The following is an 18,794-nucleotide window of genomic DNA, read 5'->3' as shown; positions in this document are numbered from 1 at the left end:
TTACATGTGTTCGTTACATTTACAGGTTACTCAAATCTCCTTTCGTTTTTTTAAAATATATTTTAAATCATGTAAAAGTAGTATAGATAACGAAAAAGTGAATAAAAAGAAATCTCTTTACGTTAAAATATCAGAAAAGTTTAAAAATATAAAGATTTCTATTAAATAAAATGATAAAATGAATGTGTATTCATTTTTGGAGGGGATATAATATGAAAGAAAAAGTAGTTATTGTAACAGGTGGATCGAGCGGAATGGGAAAAGGAATGGCGACCCGTTTTGCAAAAGAAGGGGCACGAGTTGTTATTACAGGACGTACAAAGGAAAAACTAGAGGAAACAAAATTGGAAATTGAACAATTTCCAGGACAAATATTACCGGTACAAATGGATGTAAGAAATACGGATGATATTCAGAAAATGATTGAACAGATTGATGAGAAGTTTGGACGAATTGATATTTTAATAAATAATGCAGCTGGAAACTTTATTTGTCCAGCGGAAGATTTATCCGTGAACGGCTGGAATTCGGTTATTAATATTGTGTTAAACGGTACATTTTACTGTAGCCAGGCTGTCGGAAAATATTGGATTGAAAAAGGTATAAAAGGAAATATCATTAACATGGTAGCAACATATGCGTGGGATGCAGGTCCGGGAGTTATTCATTCGGCTGCAGCGAAGGCTGGAGTATTAGCAATGACGAAGACACTCGCTGTTGAGTGGGGACGTAAATATGGAATCCGAGTTAACGCTATTGCGCCAGGACCAATTGAACGTACGGGCGGTGCTGATAAATTATGGATTTCAGAAGAAATGGCTAAGCGTACGATACAAAGTGTTCCGCTTGGAAGACTGGGTACGCCAGAAGAAATTGCAGGTCTAGCTTATTATTTATGTTCAGATGAAGCTGCGTACATAAATGGAACTTGTATGACAATGGATGGAGGACAACATTTACATCAATATCCATTTTAAAAGGGATAAGAAAAATGTGACGGAATTGTGACATGTGAAAGAAAAGTGTTTACAAGAGGTCATATATACGTTATATTTAAGACCTCTTTTTTCTTCATAGTAGAATTGCTAATTCCCCTTAGCATTTTACCCCTCTAATCCCTTCAGGAAAACTGAAGGGATTTTTTATTATTTTTCCGTAAATATCATGTTATAATTTTTGAAAAGTAAAGGGAGGGAAGCACGTTGATAGATGCATTAGATGTAATGAGTAACTTGGATAAAGTCCTTCCTTATTATCAAGCAATTTTTAGTGCTGATGAACATACTGTAATTGGATATGAAGTAGTAGGGCGTATTCAAACAGAAGAGGGCATACAAAGTTTAGCTTCTTTCTTTCATGATGACTCTATTCCAAGTGAGTTTCAACTAGAAGCGGATAACATTATAGTAGAAAAGGCTTTAAATCGTTATTTAGAAAGTGATCAAAAACTATTATTATTTATACATCGGAATGCTAACGTATTAATGAACGATGATGATGAAAGTTTGCTTCAACTTTTATTGATGTATGAAAAACAAGGTTTAAATTTGAAAAACATTGTTTTAGAGATTACAGAACATGAATGTAAAGAAGATATAGAGCAATTTAATCATTTGCTTATGTATTATCGTACATATGGTATTCAAATTTCGATTAATAAAGTCGGAACAGGTACAAGTAATTTAGAACGTATTAGCGTGTTAGCACCTGACATTTTAAAAGTAGATTTAACAAATTTAAGGCAAACTGCACTTTTACAATCTTATCAAGATATTTTATATTCTTTATCATTACTTGCTAGAAGAATTGGTGCGACATTGTTATATGAAGAAATAGATGCTTTTTATCAATTACAATATGCATGGAAAAACGGTGGTAGGTACTATCAAGGGAATTATTTAAAAGAATGCTTACCTGATTTTATTGAAACGAACGTTTTGAAAGAACGACTTGGTAATGAGTGTCATCAATTTATTCAACATGAGAAGAAAAAACTACAAAAGATTTATAATTTAACAGAAATGTTACGTGATCGAATTGGCGATGTTTTAGCGAAACAGAAAAAGAATGAAGATATAAATGATTGGTTATTACAATTTAGCCAAAGTGTATCACAATGTAGTTTTCGTATATTTATTTGTAACGAAGATGGTTTCCAACAATCAGGAAACGTTATGAAAAAAGATGGGGAATGGATTGTGATGCCTGAGTATTATATGAAGAACTGGAGTTGGCGCCCGTATTTTCTAGAGAATATTATGAAAATGCGTTTTGAGAATAAGGCAAGACTTTCAGATTTATATGCTGATATTGAAACCGGTGAGATGGTACGAACATTTTCTTTCCCGATTGATGATGAGAACTTTTTATTTATAGATTTATCGTATGAATATTTATATGAAGAAGATGTTTTATTTTAATGCACGAAGAGATTCGTGCATTTTTTGTTTGTTTTTATCATAAATTGGTAATAGTGAAAATGGTGCCGAAAATGCTGTCTATCGTTGTAAAGATTTTACGAACGAAACCAGCCCTTTCTTTGCATAATCATTGTTACAATGAATACTACAAAGACAAGTTTTCTTAAAAGGAAGGTGAAAAAATGAGAAAATATGGAATATGGTTAGTTCTATTTGTATGCGTTGCCTTTCTAGTTGGTTATAGTGTTACAACTGTTTTAGGAAAAGAGGAAGTGAAAGTCGATCGGAAAGAAGTGTTTGTAACGATACAAAAAGGCTATGAAAGCCAATTTTCAATTCGTGGGAAGCGTTTGCCGATGAATAAGATGATAGAAACGTTATCACCATATTTTACAGAGAATTTCCTTCAAGTATTTACAGATGAAAATAGTAGAAGTGATAAACAAAGTGGTGAATATTTACTTCCAGCAAAAGAAGCGCCATTTTCTTTTAATTCAGAAACGAAAATGTCATATGATGAAGAGCATAAAATTTTATATGTTTATGAGCGGGCGAAAAGTGGACAATATCAAATTATAACATTGCAAAGAGATCAAGGGAAATGGAAATTGGCTGGATATCATGAAAGTCAAGAACTTTTAACTGAAATAAAAAGGTTACAACAATTATAAAGTGAAACTTTAATCAGGGGCATATCCCGTTTAATATGAACTTGCCACAATCAGATGCATACTTCCAAAATATATCGGGATAAAAATAGGAATAGGTCTTTACCTATTCCTATTCTATATTAAGAAGTTGTTGTAATTTTTCAATTTGAAAACCAGCAACAACTTCTCCATCAATTACAACCGTCGGAGTTGAATAAGAGTCATAGTCATATAAAAGACGATTGCGAGCAGCGGCGTCTTTTTTTACGTCAAACTCTTCGTATACAACGTTATTATGCTTTAAAAATTCTTTCACAATAACACATGGCGGACAATCAGGTTGTGTGTAAACCTCAATTTTTTTCATTGCAATTCCTCCTTTTTACTGTTTTTTATTATATTCTTCCAGTATAAAAATCGCAATAAAGAAGGGAAAAGATGTTCTTTCTGTTTTTTCCTTCGTATTTCGACAAATTTTTAGTTGAGTTTCTGGCCAATAACCTTTATCCTAGAGTGTGGAACATTTTTTCTGTTATGACGGATAGAATGAGTATAGCTGTAAAACCTATTGGTAGGAAGATCAGAGAAAGGAGAGATTTCATGTCTCTACTCCAAGGAATTTTAACTCGACTTGTTAGTCTACAAGAACAAGCTGAAAGCGGTGAAGTAGCACAACGCTATTTTGAAGTGAACGGTGAGCGCAAATGTAGCGTGAAATTTTTCGATAAAAGTGAAATGTATGAGTTAGAAGTGTATCAACAAGGTGAAAAACCTCAAGTGTATCAATTCGATAATATCGACATGGTTGCAATTGAGATTTACGATATCATTTCTTGATACATATAAAAAAGGTGTTGCCATAGGGCAGCACCTTTTTTAGTTCTATTACTTTTAGTATATATGTATAAGGATTTTTCATTTTTCCTACAATGGTAATAAAGTGAAAGTGTAATTAGTAGGGTTTCTTCGTCATATTATACAGCTTATTATCCATCACCAATTGAGGACGGGTAGTAAATAGCGGGATGAAAATAGTGAGGAGGTGTGTTATATGGAACGTTTACCAGTTGTGATTTGTCCTAATTGTCACAATTCTGCTGAGATTATTCATGTACTAACGGCTCAATCGAATCAAAACGTAATTTATACGTGCCAAGTTTGCCATTATGTAATTCGGAATATTGAAACGAATAAAGGGTAGGGAGTTATAATTTTTGTTTTTGTCCCATACAATGAGAATACGAAAAGTCTGTCTAATTGAAAGGACGTGACTATGTGGCCGGTGAACATAAATTTTATAATGTTTCAGAGAGACATTTAAATTTTGATATGGTCTTTACCCGTATTTGTAATTTCATTAAAAAGGATCCGCGAAATTTATATCGTTTATCCATTGGGACAGACTCACAAGCACATCAAAAGGATACGAGGTTTATTACGGCAATTCATATTCATCGCGTTGGAAAAGGAGCCTGGGGGTGTTTACACCATCAATCAGTAAAAGATAAGCCAGAAACTTTACGTGAGAAAATATATTTAGAGACGCAGTTTAGTCAAGAAATTGCATGCCTATTTACTCCTAATCATATACAAACAATATGGGATTTATTGCATCCATATGCTCAAGATGGGGCTGGTTTTATAATGGAGATTCACTTAGATATCGGAAATGATGGTTTAACAAAAGAATTTATTCTAGATATGACAGCGAAAATTCAAGCGATGGGATTAACTGCAAAAATTAAGCCAGATGCTTATGCGGCGTTTAGTTATGCAAATCGATATACGAAATAAAAACAATTTATATATTTCTTTCACTAAAAACTGAATATTACATCTATTAAATAGGCTGAAAATTTTATATAATAATGGTAACGATGCGAGTATAAGGAGAGGGGTATATGAAAAGGGAATTTGTTTTAACAGAAGAAGAGGAAAGTTTGTTACTAGATATTTTATTTCAGCAAAATTATGCGAGTGAAATTTTAGCTGTGGAACTTACAGATATCGAGAATGGTTTAAAAAAGACAGACGTGATGCAATATAAAAAAATCACAAGGTTATTTTACAGATTAAAAAATAAAGGGTATTAAGCGCTACCGGAATGGTAGTCTTTTTTTTGTGTTATATGCTAAAATAGCTGTGTAATTTTGTTTTTTACTGAAAGAATGTAAGGACAAAATAATAATATGAAAACGCTGTCATAAAATGTGAATAGAGCCGGTAATTATAAGCAGGAAAAAGGGAAAATGGGGGATGTAATATGATTAGTATTCCAAAAGACGAGTTTCAACAAATTTTTGTAAAAGATTTAATGATTTCATCAGAAAAAGTAGCACATGTCCAAATAGGGAATGGTTTAGAGCATGCTTTACTCGTACTTGTGAAATCTGGATATTCGGCGATACCTGTTTTGGACCCGATGTACAAATTGCATGGGTTAATTAGTACTGCTATGATTTTAGACGGTATGTTAGGGCTAGAACGCATTGAGTTTGAAAGACTTGACGAAATGAAAGTAGAGCAAGTAATGAAGAAAGATATCCCGGTTCTTAAGTTAGAAGATTCGTTTGCAAAAGCATTAGAAATGACTATTGATCATCCATTTATTTGCGCTGTCAATGAAGATGGGTATTTTGAGGGGATTTTAACACGTCGAGCGATTTTAAAATTGTTGAATAAAAAAGTAAGGCAACATAATCGATAATGTGAGAAAAGTGACTTCATAGAACCGAAGAAGTCACTTTTTTTTCGTGCATATCAGTTGTGTATGTATTATATTTAAAAAGATAAAAAATATAAGCGTATGTAGTTAAATTACGGATGAAAAGCTTATTGAGATAAGGTGTATGGAAGCTAAGGAAAGAGGGAGAAAGTTGCAAATTGATGATTTTCAAATGATGGTTGTGTTAGCACAGGAATCAAATATGAGAAAAGCGGCGGAACGTTTATTTGTTTCACAACCTGCGCTTAGTCAACGATTACAATCTATGGAGAAACAATGGGGAATGAAGTTTTTTATTCGCTCTCAAAAAGGATTGACAATTACACCTGAAGGGGAAAAAGTTGCAAATTACGCAAAAGAAATGCTACAAAGGGAAGAGGATATTAAAAGTGAACTAGCTGTTTTTAGAACAGAAACTCATGGGACGTTAAAAATAGCTGTCGCATCAGTTATTGGTCAATATTGGCTTCCTCCTGTTTTGAAGAAGTTTGTACATAAATATCCTTCTGTAAAAATATCGCTGTTTACTGGCTGGAGTAGTGAGGTGCAAAAGCAATTTTATGAAGGAGACGTGCATGTTGCTATATTGAGAGGAACACAAGAATATAAAGGCCAGAAGCAACAATTATTTGAAGATGAACTTTATTTAGTGGATAAAGAAATAAAAGATATTTCGATGTTAAAAGAAACAAATAGACCATTTATTCAATTTAAAAGTGATTCGACTTATTATGGACAGATACAAAATTGGTGGTATGGTTTATTTTCTAATCCACCTAAGAGAACAATTGTCGTTGATCAAATTGAGACTTGCAAACAACTCGTTTTAAATGGTATAGGTTATGCTCTTTTACCTTCTACTGTTTTAAAAGAAGTACAGGAAAATATGTATAAAACACCTGTTCAATTAACGAGAGAAACATGGTTATTGACGAGTGAATCAGCTAGACAATTGAAGCAAGTACAAGCATTTTTAGAAATTATAGAGGAAATTCAAATGGAAAAATAGGATTATTATCTTGCTACTCGCCCTATCGTTTGGTAGAGTAACATTATAAATGGATTTAGGAGGCAACAAGAATGAAAATGATGGACGCTAACGAAATTATTTCGTTTATTCAAAAAAGTGAAAAGAAAACTCCTGTAAAGGTATACATAAAAGGGGATTTAAAAGAAGTAACATTCCCTGAAACGGTACAAGCATTTGTAAATAAAAAGTCTGGTGTATTATTTGGAGAATGGTCTGAAATTAAGACAATTCTAGATGAAAATAGCAAGTACATTGTTGATTACGTAGTTGAAAATGACCGTCGTAATTCTGCAATTCCAATGCTTGATTTAAAAGGTATTAAAGCTCGTATTGAGCCAGGTGCGATTATTCGTGACCACGTTGAAATCGGCGACAACGCTGTTATTATGATGAATGCAACAATTAATATCGGTGCTGTAATTGGTGAAGGGTCTATGATCGACATGAACGCGGTACTTGGTGGACGTGCAACTGTTGGTAAGAACTGTCACGTAGGTGCAGGCGCAGTACTTGCAGGTGTTATTGAGCCACCTTCAGCAAAACCAGTTATCGTTGAAGACGATGTTGTTATTGGTGCTAACGTAGTTGTGTTAGAGGGAGTTACAGTAGGTAAAGGTGCAGTTGTAGCAGCAGGAGCTGTTGTAACAGAAGATGTACCTCCATATACAGTTGTTGCAGGTACTCCAGCACGTGTAATTAAAGAGATTGATGAGAAGACAAAAGCAAAAACTGAAATTAAACAAGAGCTTCGTCAATTAAACCCAGAGAAATAAAAACAAAAAAGCGTAAGAGCATAAACAGGCTCTTACGCTTTTTATAGATAGAGGTGCAAAAATGGCAGTAAGCAAATTCGTTCAAATTCGTAGAGACTTACATAAAATACCGGAAATTGGATTTAAAGAGTGGAAAACACAACAGTATATTTTAGATTACATAGGAACGCTTTCGAATGAACATGTGGAAGTGAAAGTGTGGAGAACGGGTGTTATTGTTAAAGTAAAGGGAAGGAATCCAGAAAAAGTTATAGGTTATCGCGCAGATATAGACGGTTTACCAATTACAGAGGAAACTGGATATGAGTTCGCTTCTGTTCATGAAGGAATGATGCATGCATGTGGACATGACTTACATACGACAATCGGTTTAGGCCTCCTAACAGCAGCTGTAACAGAAAGAATAGATGATGACCTTGTATTTCTATTCCAACCAGCTGAAGAAGGGCCTGGAGGGGCTCTTCCTATGTTAGAGAGTGAAGAGTTAAAAGAATGGAAGCCGAATATTATTCTCGGCCTTCATATTGCACCTGAATACCCTGTAGGGACAATTGCTACAAAAGAGGGGCTATTATTTGCAAATACATCAGAGTTATATGTTGATTTAAAGGGGAAAGGTGGACATGCAGCTTATCCTCATACTGCAAATGATATGATTGTCGCAGCTAGTCACCTTGTTACACAGCTTCAGTCTGTTATTAGTCGTAATGTAAACCCACTTGATAGTGCAGTAATTACAATCGGAAAAATAACAGGCGGTACAGTTCAAAATATCATAGCAGAAAAGTCTCGGTTAGAAGGAACGATTCGAACGTTATCAGTGGAATCAATGAGTCGTGTTAAAAGTAGAATTGAGGCAATTGTTGCAGGTATAGAAGCTTCCTTCCAATGTGAAGCGGTTATTGACTACGGAGCGATGTATCACCAAGTATACAACCATGAAGCATTAACGAGAGAGTTTATGCAATTTGTAAGTGAACAAACTGATATGAAAGTAATTACGTGTACTGAGGCAATGACAGGTGAAGATTTTGGTTATATGCTTCAAGAGATTCCTGGATTTATGTTTTGGCTTGGGGTAAATTCAGAATATGGTTTACATCATGCAAAATTAAAGCCAGATGAAGAGGCTATTGAGAAAGCTATCGTATTTTTAGATCAATATGTAAAGTGGAAGGGAACTAGAAAGTAAATTTGCTCGCCAACTTGGTGGGTATTTGTTAGTTCCAAGGTGAAAACATCTTTTATATTTGTTTTGAATACACATCGGCATACAAATGGATAAAATAATGAGCAGTGGTTTTGAGCCGCTGCTCATTATTCGTTATCGCTTATTGAGAAGATGATTAGTTAACTAGCTTATATATGTTTACAATTCGTGTGGAAAGTGTGTAAAATCAAGGTGAAACGTAGAAAAAAGGGTGGGGAATTACGTGCAGATCAGCAGTGCGATTTTATGTTTTGTTTTATATACATATGTTATTATTGCGGCGGTTTATTTTGGGATAAGTTTTTATGCCTACCGTTTAGCGAATAATAATGAATATGAAGAGACATACAACTGGGTGAAAAGGTATTTATCACCTGTACTAGAAATTATGAATGGGTTTGTTCTTTTTTTATTTATTGGATTAATTGCTTTTTCAACGAGCTTAGTAGGAAATAAAACTACATTATTTGTACTAGGTATCATTATTTTTATGCTATTAGGAATTCGTATTGGTAATACGGTATTTTGGAATGAGAGAAAAGTAGATGGTTGGACGGGAATGCTAATACCGTGTATGCTAGCTGCTATCGTGACGAATATAGAACATGAATATTATCAGTTGCATTTTTGGCTCATAATTGTTTTAACAATTCTCTCTGTGTTGTATATAAGTACTGTCGTGCTAACATACATTGCAAATGAAAAGGGAGATGTAAAAGGTACGCATTTCTTTAGAGGGCGTGCATTGTTATGGAGTGTGCCAACGATGGCGGTTATAGCAATTATTGCGATATTAGTAAATGGATATCAATTTACGAATTGGCAACTGTTTTTAGAAAATTGGTGGATTTTCATTCTTTCGTTTATCGCTTTTTTAGGTGCAACGCATTATTTATTCCATCAACACCATTATATATTGGCATTGCTATTCGCATTTACACAACTATTATTTGCTTTCTTCGGACAAGAAACGTTATTATTCGTTTTTGAAACGTTTAGTTCATTTGGAAACATATTTGTATTTGGTATGTTAATTTTCAGTATCGCATTTTATTTACAACAGTATTTTTATATGCAAAAACAAAAATAAGAATGATATACAGGTTTTTGTAGCAAATCTAAAGTATGTTACAATAAAAATACATAGTATTCGATGTTATTGGAGGAATTCTTGTGGGTGAAAAAGAGAAAGAATTTGCTGTCATTGGGCTTGGGCGTTTTGGTGGAAGTATTTGTCGGGAACTTGCTCAATTAGGTATGGAAGTAATGGCAATTGACTCAGATGAGGATAAAATTAATGAGTTTGCAAATATAGCTTCACATGCTGTAATTGCAGATTCAACAGATGAGATGGTATTAAAAAGTCTTGGTATTCGTAATTTTGATCATGTAGTCGTTGCGATTGGAGACAATTTAAATTCAAGTATTTTAACAACATTAATTCTGAAAGAGTTAGGTGTAAAAAATATTACTGTAAAAGCTCAAAATGATTACCATGAAAAAGTATTAAGTAAAATAGGAGCAGATCACATTGTGCACCCAGAGCGTGATATGGGAAAAAGGATTGCAAATAATATTGCATCAAGTAATGTGTTAGACTATCTTGAGCTTTCAGATGAGCATAGCATTGTAGAGATTATTGCAAATAAAAAAATTGATGGTCATTCTTTAATCGAATTAGATATTCGTGCGAAGTTTGGATTGAATATTGTAGCGATTAAACGTGGTAAAGAAGTTATTGTATCCCCTCGAGCTACGGAAAACATTCAAGCGGGAGATATATTAATTGTAATTGGTCATGACGATGAAGTAGATCGTTTCAAGCACTTTTTAAGATAAGAGAAAAGGACAATACCATAAAGGTATTGTCCTTTTTCTTATATCTCCATAATGATTGGTAAAATCATTGGGCGACGTTTCGTTTTCTCATATAGGAATGGTGCTAATGTATCTGTAATTTCATTTTTAATTTCAGACCATTGTGTTGTTTTACGTTCCATTACTTTTTCTAAATGAGTTGTAATTAATGTTTGAGCATCATTAATTAAATCACTACTTTCGCGCATATAAACGAAACCACGTGAGATAATATCAGGCCCTGCTGCAACTTTAAATTCTTTCATATCAATGCTTACAACGACAATGACAAGTCCTTCTTCAGAAAGGATACGACGATCGCGTAATACGATATTACCGATATCTCCAATACCATTTCCGTCAATATAAACAGATCCAGATGGTATTTTACCAGCTACACTTGCTTCATCTGAACGTAAGGCAAGAACATCACCATTATCCATAATGAAACAGTTTTCTTCTGGAATACCACAATCATTTGCTAATTTCATATGCATACGTTGCATACGATATTCACCATGAATTGGCATGAAATACTTCGGTTTAATTAGACGAAGCATTAGTTTTTGTTCTTCTTGTCCACCGTGTCCACTCGTATGAATGTTTGACAGTTTTCCGTGGATTACATCAGCACCAGCACGGTACAACATATTAATTGTACGGCTTACACTAATTGTATTACCAGGGATTGGTGAAGAAGAGAACACAACTGTGTCGCCAGGAATAATTTGAATTTGACGATGGGTACCATTAGCAATACGTGAAAGTGCTGCCATTGGCTCCCCTTGACTACCTGTACATAAAATAACAACTTTATTAGCCGGTAGACGATTTAATTGAGATGCATCTATGAATGTATCTTTCGGACAGCGAATATAACCGAGGTTTTGTCCGATTTCAATCGCTGCCTCCATACTTCGGCCAAATACAGCCACTTTACGATTGTTTTCAACAGCCGCTTCAACGACTTGTTGCAAGCGATGGATATTTGATGCAAAGGTTGCGAAGATAATACGACCTTCTACTTTGCGGAAAATATCTTGAATACTATCACCAACACGGCGCTCAGACATTGTAAAGTTTGGAACTTCACTGTTTGTACTGTCAGATAAGAGACAAAGTACACCGTCTTTTCCGATTTCAGCCATTTTTGTTAAGTCCGCTGGTTCACCAACCGGTGTGAAGTCAAATTTGAAATCTCCAGTATGAACCACTTGTCCTTGAGGTGTTTTCACAACAACTCCGTATGAATCTGGGATACTGTGAGTTGTACGGAAGAAGGAAACAGATGTCTTTTTAAATTTAATAACATCATCTTCTTGAATTTCATAAAGCTTGGCTTTACGAAGTAATCCGTGCTCTTCTAATTTGTTTTTGATTAGTGCAATTGCTAATTTTCCGCCATAAATCGGAATGTTCACTTGACGTAATAAGTAAGGAATTCCACCGATATGATCTTCGTGACCATGTGTAATGAATAGCCCTTTAATTTTATCTTCGTTTCGCACAAAATAAGTGTAATCTGGTATTACATAATCGATTCCGAGGAGTTCGTCTTCTGGAAACTTAATTCCAGCGTCAATTATAATAATTTCATCTTGAAATTGAACAGCATATGTATTTTTACCGATTTCACCAAGACCACCTAAAGCAAAAACGGCTGCTTGATCATTCTTTAGAAATTTCATATGGCTATACGATTTCCGCTAATGTTAAATCAGCGTTTTCTTTTTCATATTCAAGATGATTGCCAGTCACAGACTGAACGAATTCGATATTATATGCGAACTTATTTAATTTTGTACGAACATCCTTCTCAGACGTAGCCTCTAAATATAAAACTTTTGTATTTTCACGTACTGGAACCTCAGTCATTTTTTCTTGATAAAATACTTTAAAAATCATTTGGAAAACCTCTCCTTGTCTATGTTTTGCATTATCTGTTACTTATTATAAAGCAAACAGTCACGATTTTCATGTTTTTTCGAATGAGAATGAAGAAAAAGCCCGAAATGGGCACAATTTAAGCGATCGTCTTTTTACGGACTAGATCTTTTAAATAACGCTTCAGCTTTTTCTTCAGCTTCTTCAGCATGATTACTCCTTCCTTTCCTTATTTTAAACATGCATATTACTAGTGAAAACGCCGTCTCTGATATAAGAAAGAGGATAAAAGTGAATGTTGAATCTTGTCTTTTCTCATACAGAGAAAGTTATTCTATAGTAACGATTAGTAGCCGTTAGTTATAGCTATAGTATGAGAAAGAATAGAAAAGAAAATTCATACGAACAAGTATCCACATTTTTTACTAATATATATATGCAGGTTTCATAAATAAGGTCAGAAAGTGAACGCTTTCTTCACAGATGTTTAATATGTTATACTTTTTTTTAGCATTTGAAAAGCGATAATCAAAATAGGAATATAGAGTAACAGAAAGGATTTTGACAAATGAATGATAAAATTGTCTTTTTTGATATTGATGGAACATTATTAGATCATGATAAGAAGATTCCGCAATCTACGCGAGACGCAGTAAGGCAGTTACAAGAAAAAGGCGTGCATGTAGCAATTGCGACAGGACGTGCGCCATTTATGTTCGAAGATATTCGTAAGGAACTTAATATCCACAATTATGTTAGCTTTAATGGACAGTACGTTGTATTTGAAGATGAGGTAGTATTTAATAACCCATTACATCCAGCTGCTCTACATAAGTTTACTCAGTTTGCAAAACAAGAAGGATATCCACTTGTATATCTTGATCATCAACAAATGAGAGCATCAGTGGAATATCATGATTATGTGAAAGAAGGTTTTGGAAGTTTACATTTTGAGCATCCGGCATATGAACCTGATTTTTATGAGAAGCGTAATATTTATCAAACACTTCTTTTCTGTGAAGTAAATGAAGAAGAAAAGTTTATAAATCAGTACCCAGACTTTCATTTTATTCGTTGGCATGCGTATTCAATGGATATTATTCCAAATGGTGGTTCTAAGGCAAAAGGGATTGAGAAATTCATTGAAAAGCTAGGATTTAACCGTGAACAAGTGTATGCATTTGGGGATGGCTTAAATGATTTAGAAATGATTGAAGCAGTTGGGACAGGTATTGTGATGGGGAATGGGCATGAAGACTTGAAAAAACTTGCAAATCATGTGACAAAGGATGTTAGTGAAGACGGTATATATCACGGTTTAAAATGGGCTGGATTGCTATAAGTGAATATGGAATCTATTTCATATAGTAAAAAGGCGGAAGAGTATATTCCGCCTTTTTTACTATCGCTCCAGAGGTTTTGAATCGTCAGGAGCGGCAAATGGATTTTCTTTATTAATATGGTCATAGAACATAACACCATTTAAATGGTCAATTTCATGTTGAAATACAATTGCTGGTAACCCTTTTAAACGTAATTTTACTTCTTCGCCGTTAATAGAAGTTGCTTTCACTGTAATTCTTGTATAACGAGGGACATAACCAGGTACTTCACGGTCTACTGATAGACAGCCTTCACCACTTTGTAAATATGTACGTTCAACAGAATGGCTAATGATTTTTGGATTGAATAATGCATGACTATATAACGTACCGTCCGTATCTGTTACATGAACCGCAATCATTCTTTTTGAAATACCGATTTGCGGAGCCGCTAATCCGATTCCAGGGCGTAAACTATATTTTTCAGCCATTTCAGGATCTTGGCTATTTATTACAAATTCAATCATTTCTTTAAGAGTATTTGTATCTTCTTCGCTCGCTGGTAGTACTACCTCTTCTGCAACGTTTCGCAAAATAGGATCGCCTTCGCGAATTACATCTTTCATTGTAAGCATATGTAATCTCTCCTTTCCCTTTTAGTCTACCAAAGGAGATGGAAAAAGTCATCGGCAAGTAAGGGGAAGATAGATCGGTTATGTAGGAATAAAAAGAAAGAGACGGCAGAGCCGTCTCTTTCTTTCCATAGTTGTTTCATTTTTACATTAGCGAATGCAAGCAGCACCAACGATAATTAAAAGAATAAACAACACAACGATTAAGGCGAAGCCGCGTCCAGACCCACCACAAGAACCGCCATAACCGTAGGAAGGATATGAACAAGTTGGATAGCAATATGAATATCCGTACATGAGATGACCTCCTTTATCATTTCCCGCTAATACTGCGGTTACTATAATGTATGGAGGGAAGAGTAGAAATGTATGGGTAATTACCTATAAAAGGAAGAAGAGTTTGTATATTTTTGCTAAGAAGAGAGAAAAACTAAAGGGAATTAAATCGTTTACATATTATTCTAAGAGAAAAAACAAGTTAAAAAGGGAATAATATAACAGTAGGTTAATGCTTACTAATACAGATGTGAAAAATAAAAACACGTTTGTGTGGGAGAAACCTGCAGATTATTTATAAAAAAACGTATTCAAAGTAATTGACATCGTAATTAGAATAGTTGTAAACTAAAAAACGTGATCAAGATTGTATTAATATGTTTCTGAAAAAACATTAGTACAGATTGTTAGGTACACAAAATTATTCTCAACCGACAAATAAATTTGTTGGTTTACATTGTTGCGGTTTCCATCTAGCTAATAGGTAGTGAAAGCGTTTCAGAATATGGTTCAAGAGAGGAAGAGGTGAACGGAATGGGTACTAAAACAAAAAAGACCCTATTTAATGTTGATGAGCAAATGAAAGCTATCGCAGCTCAATTTGAAACATTACAAATTTTAAATGAAAAAGGCGAAGTTGTGAATGAAGCAGCTATGCCTGAATTATCTGATGATCAATTAAAAGAATTAATGCGCCGTATGGTGTATACTCGCGTACTAGATCAACGTTCTATTTCTTTAAACCGTCAAGGACGTTTAGGTTTCTACGCACCAACAGCTGGACAAGAGGCTTCTCAATTAGCAAGTCATTTCGCACTTGAAGCAGAAGATTTCATCTTACCAGGATATCGTGATGTGCCACAATTAGTATGGCACGGTTTACCATTATACCAAGCATTCTTATTCTCTCGTGGACATTTCATGGGTAACCAAATGCCTGAGAACGTAAATGCACTTGCTCCACAAATCATCATCGGTGCGCAAATCATCCAAACTGCTGGTGTTGCGTTAGGTATGAAATTACGTGGTAAAAAATCTGTTGCAATTACTTACACTGGTGACGGTGGTGCTTCACAAGGTGACTTCTATGAAGGTATGAACTTTGCGGGCGCATTCAAAGCTCCAGCAATCTTCGTTGTACAAAACAACCGTTATGCAATCTCTACTCCAGTAGAAAAGCAATCTGCAGCTAAAACTGTAGCACAAAAAGCAGTAGCAGCAGGTATTTACGGAATTCAAGTAGACGGTATGGATCCATTAGCTGTATACGCAGCAACTGCTTTCGCTCGTGAGCGTGCAGTAAATGGCGAAGGTCCTACTTTAATCGAGACTTTAACATTCCGTTACGGTCCACATACAATGGCTGGTGATGATCCAACTCGTTACCGTACAAAAGATATCGAGAACGAATGGGAACAAAAAGATCCAATCGTACGCTTCCGTGCATTCTTAGAAAACAAAGGCCTATGGTCACAAGAAGTTGAAGAGAAAGTAATCGAAGAAGCAAAAGAAGATATCAAACAAGCAATTGCTAAGGCTGACCAAGCTCCAAAACAAAAAGTTACTGATTTAATGGAAATCATGTACGAAAAAATGCCTTACAACTTAGCTGAACAATATGAAATTTACAAAGAAAAGGAGTCGAAGTAAGCCATGGCTCAAATGACAATGATTCAAGCAATCACTGATGCTTTACGCGTTGAAATGAAAAATGACCCTAACGTACTTGTGTTTGGTGAAGACGTTGGTGTAAACGGCGGTGTATTCCGTGCTACTGAAGGTTTACAAGCTGAATTCGGTGAAGACCGTGTAATGGATACTCCACTTGCAGAGTCTGGTATTGGTGGACTTGCAGTTGGACTTGCACTTGAAGGATTCCGTCCAGTTCCAGAAATCCAATTCTTCGGTTTCGTTTATGAAGTAATGGATTCAATTTCTGGTCAATTAGCTCGTATGCGTTACCGTTCTGGTGGACGTTGGACTGCTCCAGTAACAGTTCGTTCTCCATTCGGTGGTGGTGTTCATACTCCTGAACTACATGCTGATAGCTTAGAAGGTTTAGTGGCTCAACAACCTGGTCTAAAAGTTGTTATTCCATCTACTCCATACGATGCAAAAGGTCTTTTAATCTCTGCGATTCGTGACAACGATCCAGTTATCTACTTAGAGCATATGAAATTGTACCGTTCATTCCGTCAAGATGTACCAGAAGGCGAATACACAATTGATTTAGGCAAAGCTGACATCAAACGTGAAGGTACAGATGTATCTGTTATCGCTTACGGTGCTATGGTTCACGCTGCATTAAAAGCTGCTGAAGAACTTGAAAAAGAAGGTATCTCTTTAGAAGTTGTTGACTTACGTACAGTTCAACCATTAGATATCGAAACAATCATCGCTTCTGTTGAAAAAACAGGCCGCGTAGTTGTAGTTCAAGAAGCTCAAAAACAAGCTGGTATTGCAGCTAACGTTGTAGCGGAAATTAACGACCGTGCAATTTTAAACTTAGAAGCTCCAGTTGTACGTGTTGCAGCTGCTGATACAGTATTCCCATTCTCTCAAGCTGAGAGCGTATGGTTACCAAACCACAAAGATATTGTTGAAGCTGTTAACAAAGTAATGAACTTCTAATTTTTACTTATTCATGTGCAAAAGAAATCAGCACATGCTGATTTCTTTTGCCATATTCCATAATAAAGAAATGAATCAGGGGGCTGAATTCCGTGGCATTTGAATTTAAACTACCAGATATCGGTGAAGGTATCCACGAAGGTGAAATCGTAAAATGGTTTATTAAACCAGGCGACGAAGTAAACGAAGACGACGTACTTCTTGAAGTACAAAATGATAAAGCAGTAGTAGAAATTCCTTCTCCTGTTAAAGGTAAAGTACTTGAAGTACTTGTAGAAGAAGGTACGGTTGCAGTAGTTGGAGATACATTAATTAAATTTGATGCTCCTGGATACGAAAACCTTAAATTTAAAGGCGACGATCATGACGAAGCTCCTAAAGCTGAAGAAGCAAAAGAAGAAGCTCCTAAAGCTGAAGCTACTCCAGCAGCAACTGCAGAAGTAGTAAATGAGCGCGTAATCGCTATGCCATCTGTTCGTAAATATGCTCGTGAAAACGGCGTAGACATTCATAAAGTAGCTGGTTCTGGTAAGAACGGTCGTATCGTAAAAGCTGACATCGATGCATTTGCAAATGGTGGACAAGCGGTAGCAGCAACTGAGGCTCCAGCAGCAGTAGAAGCTACTCCAGCAGCAGCGAAAGAAGAAGCACCAAAAGCACAACCAATCCCAGCTGGTGAATATCCAGAAACTCGTGAGAAAATGAGTGGTATCCGTAAAGCAATTGCGAAAGCAATGGTTAACTCTAAACATACAGCTCCTCACGTAACATTAATGGATGAAGTAGATGTAACTGAACTTGTTGCTCACCGTAAGAAGTTCAAAGCTGTTGCAGCTGACAAAGGTATTAAATTAACTTACCTTCCATACGTTGTTAAAGCTTTAACATCTGCATTACGTGAATATCCAATGTTAAACACTTCTTTAGATGATGCTTCTCAAGAAGTAGTTCATAAACATTACTTCAACATCGGTATCGCAGCTGATACAGACAAAGGTCTATTAGTACCAGTTGTTAAAGATACAGATCGCAAGTCTATCTTCACAATTTCTAACGAGATCAATGATCTTGCTGGTAAAGCACGTGAAGGTCGTTTAGCTCCTGCTGAAATGAAAGGCGCTTCTTGCACAATTACAAACATTGGTTCTGCAGGTGGACAATGGTTCACTCCAGTTATCAATCACCCAGAAGTAGCAATCCTTGGTATCGGCCGTATCGCTGAGAAACCAGTTGTGAAAAACGGTGAGATCGTTGCAGCTCCAGTATTAGCATTATCTCTAAGCTTTGACCATCGTTTAATTGACGGCGCAACTGCTCAAAAAGCATTAAACCAAATTAAACGTCTATTGAATGACCCACAATTATTAGTAATGGAGGCGTAATA

General features: G+C 35.4%; 22 protein-coding genes. 17 read left to right on the top strand and 5 right to left on the bottom strand.

What is annotated here, in order from left to right; all coding sequences use genetic code 11:
• The first annotated feature begins 212 nt into the window (after positions 1-212).
• The 3 genes from fadH (at position 213) to ACTFSI_RS02290 (ending at position 3,091) form a co-directional block, all read left to right on the top strand.
• Positions 213-977: a 2,4-dienoyl-CoA reductase gene (gene fadH, locus ACTFSI_RS02300; protein ID WP_000660918.1), complete on the top strand. Its 765-nt coding sequence runs from the start codon at positions 213-215 to the stop codon at positions 975-977.
• Positions 978-1,202: 225 nt separating this feature from the next.
• On the top strand, positions 1,203-2,420 hold the full coding sequence (locus ACTFSI_RS02295) for an EAL domain-containing protein (protein WP_000564304.1): 1,218 nt from the start codon (positions 1,203-1,205) through the stop codon (positions 2,418-2,420).
• 182 nt (positions 2,421-2,602) lie between these two features.
• Positions 2,603-3,091 (top strand): DUF3993 domain-containing protein, encoded by a 489-nt coding sequence (locus ACTFSI_RS02290; protein ID WP_001233819.1) that lies wholly within the window; start codon positions 2,603-2,605, stop codon positions 3,089-3,091.
• Between the two features lie 109 nt (positions 3,092-3,200).
• Here the strand turns inward: ACTFSI_RS02290 and ACTFSI_RS02285 are convergent, their stop codons facing one another.
• A complete protein-coding gene (locus tag ACTFSI_RS02285) occupies positions 3,201-3,437 on the bottom strand; it encodes a glutaredoxin family protein (protein WP_000717880.1) in 237 nt (78 codons plus the stop codon).
• A 233-nt stretch (positions 3,438-3,670) separates the two neighbouring features.
• On the opposite strand from ACTFSI_RS02285, the gene ACTFSI_RS02280 reads away from it, so the two are divergent.
• The 10 genes from ACTFSI_RS02280 (at position 3,671) to ACTFSI_RS02235 (ending at position 10,647) form a co-directional block, all read left to right on the top strand.
• The gene (locus tag ACTFSI_RS02280; protein ID WP_000055151.1) at positions 3,671-3,907 is read left to right on the top strand and encodes a YkuJ family protein; all 237 of its coding nucleotides are present in this window, start codon (positions 3,671-3,673) and stop codon (positions 3,905-3,907) included.
• 214 nt (positions 3,908-4,121) lie between these two features.
• The gene (locus ACTFSI_RS02275) at positions 4,122-4,271 is read left to right on the top strand and encodes a hypothetical protein (RefSeq protein ID WP_000440537.1); all 150 of its coding nucleotides are present in this window, start codon (positions 4,122-4,124) and stop codon (positions 4,269-4,271) included.
• A 74-nt stretch (positions 4,272-4,345) separates the two neighbouring features.
• Positions 4,346-4,864: a ribonuclease H-like YkuK family protein gene (locus tag ACTFSI_RS02270; protein ID WP_000896652.1), complete on the top strand. Its 519-nt coding sequence runs from the start codon at positions 4,346-4,348 to the stop codon at positions 4,862-4,864.
• A 107-nt stretch (positions 4,865-4,971) separates the two neighbouring features.
• Positions 4,972-5,163, top strand: coding sequence for an antirepressor AbbA (gene abbA, locus ACTFSI_RS02265; RefSeq protein ID WP_000817794.1), 192 nt, complete (start codon positions 4,972-4,974; stop codon positions 5,161-5,163).
• Between the two features lie 170 nt (positions 5,164-5,333).
• Complete coding sequence (gene cbpB / locus ACTFSI_RS02260; protein ID WP_000623566.1) at positions 5,334-5,777, top strand: cyclic-di-AMP-binding protein CbpB; 444 nt, start codon at positions 5,334-5,336, stop codon at positions 5,775-5,777.
• A 142-nt stretch (positions 5,778-5,919) separates the two neighbouring features.
• Complete coding sequence (locus ACTFSI_RS02255) at positions 5,920-6,804, top strand: LysR family transcriptional regulator (RefSeq protein ID WP_001984809.1); 885 nt, start codon at positions 5,920-5,922, stop codon at positions 6,802-6,804.
• A 71-nt stretch (positions 6,805-6,875) separates the two neighbouring features.
• A complete protein-coding gene (dapD, locus tag ACTFSI_RS02250; protein WP_000783248.1) occupies positions 6,876-7,598 on the top strand; it encodes a 2,3,4,5-tetrahydropyridine-2,6-dicarboxylate N-acetyltransferase in 723 nt (240 codons plus the stop codon).
• A 61-nt stretch (positions 7,599-7,659) separates the two neighbouring features.
• A complete protein-coding gene (locus ACTFSI_RS02245) occupies positions 7,660-8,790 on the top strand; it encodes an N-acetyldiaminopimelate deacetylase (RefSeq protein ID WP_000301169.1) in 1,131 nt (376 codons plus the stop codon).
• 241 nt (positions 8,791-9,031) lie between these two features.
• Positions 9,032-9,898, top strand: coding sequence for a hypothetical protein (locus ACTFSI_RS02240; RefSeq protein ID WP_001167329.1), 867 nt, complete (start codon positions 9,032-9,034; stop codon positions 9,896-9,898).
• 83 nt (positions 9,899-9,981) lie between these two features.
• On the top strand, positions 9,982-10,647 hold the full coding sequence (locus ACTFSI_RS02235) for a potassium channel family protein (RefSeq protein WP_000504032.1): 666 nt from the start codon (positions 9,982-9,984) through the stop codon (positions 10,645-10,647).
• 38 nt (positions 10,648-10,685) lie between these two features.
• On the opposite strand, the gene rnjA is transcribed toward ACTFSI_RS02235, so the two are convergent.
• Both rnjA and ACTFSI_RS02225 read right to left on the bottom strand, forming a co-directional pair.
• Positions 10,686-12,353 (bottom strand): ribonuclease J1, encoded by a 1,668-nt coding sequence (rnjA, locus tag ACTFSI_RS02230; protein WP_000670368.1) that lies wholly within the window; start codon positions 12,351-12,353, stop codon positions 10,686-10,688.
• Between the two features lie 4 nt (positions 12,354-12,357).
• Positions 12,358-12,570 (bottom strand): DNA-dependent RNA polymerase subunit epsilon, encoded by a 213-nt coding sequence (locus ACTFSI_RS02225; RefSeq protein WP_000576444.1) that lies wholly within the window; start codon positions 12,568-12,570, stop codon positions 12,358-12,360.
• Between the two features lie 547 nt (positions 12,571-13,117).
• On the opposite strand from ACTFSI_RS02225, the gene ACTFSI_RS02220 reads away from it, so the two are divergent.
• On the top strand, positions 13,118-13,891 hold the full coding sequence (locus ACTFSI_RS02220) for a Cof-type HAD-IIB family hydrolase (protein ID WP_000998290.1): 774 nt from the start codon (positions 13,118-13,120) through the stop codon (positions 13,889-13,891).
• A gap of 60 nt (positions 13,892-13,951) precedes the next feature.
• Here the strand turns inward: ACTFSI_RS02220 and def are convergent, their stop codons facing one another.
• Together def and ACTFSI_RS02210 are read right to left on the bottom strand one after the other, a co-directional pair.
• Positions 13,952-14,506, bottom strand: coding sequence for a peptide deformylase (gene def, locus ACTFSI_RS02215; RefSeq protein ID WP_000957059.1), 555 nt, complete (start codon positions 14,504-14,506; stop codon positions 13,952-13,954).
• A gap of 147 nt (positions 14,507-14,653) precedes the next feature.
• Complete coding sequence (locus tag ACTFSI_RS02210) at positions 14,654-14,800, bottom strand: YjcZ family sporulation protein (protein ID WP_000274562.1); 147 nt, start codon at positions 14,798-14,800, stop codon at positions 14,654-14,656.
• 513 nt (positions 14,801-15,313) lie between these two features.
• Between ACTFSI_RS02210 and pdhA the strand changes: the two genes are divergently transcribed.
• The 3 genes from pdhA to pdhC all read left to right on the top strand — a co-directional run bounded on the left by pdhA (position 15,314) and on the right by pdhC (position 18,792).
• Entirely contained in the window at positions 15,314-16,429 is a 1,116-nt protein-coding gene (gene pdhA, locus ACTFSI_RS02205) for a pyruvate dehydrogenase E1 component subunit alpha (RefSeq protein WP_000536893.1), read from the top strand.
• Positions 16,430-16,432: 3 nt separating this feature from the next.
• Positions 16,433-17,410, top strand: a complete 978-nt coding sequence (gene pdhB / locus ACTFSI_RS02200) for a pyruvate dehydrogenase complex E1 component subunit beta (RefSeq protein ID WP_000068166.1) — start codon at positions 16,433-16,435, stop codon at positions 17,408-17,410.
• A 92-nt stretch (positions 17,411-17,502) separates the two neighbouring features.
• Entirely contained in the window at positions 17,503-18,792 is a 1,290-nt protein-coding gene (pdhC, locus tag ACTFSI_RS02195) for a pyruvate dehydrogenase complex dihydrolipoyllysine-residue acetyltransferase (RefSeq protein WP_000863427.1), read from the top strand.
• Positions 18,793-18,794: the final 2 nt, after the last annotated feature.

Origin of the sequence: Bacillus cereus group sp. MYBK101-2 (assembly GCF_051918845.1) — a bacterium.
Taxonomy (GTDB): Bacteria; Bacillota; Bacilli; order Bacillales; family Bacillaceae_G; genus Bacillus_A; species Bacillus_A paranthracis.
The sequence above is the reverse complement of the archived record's forward strand: the minus strand, read 5'-3'. Positions and strand labels throughout refer to the sequence as shown.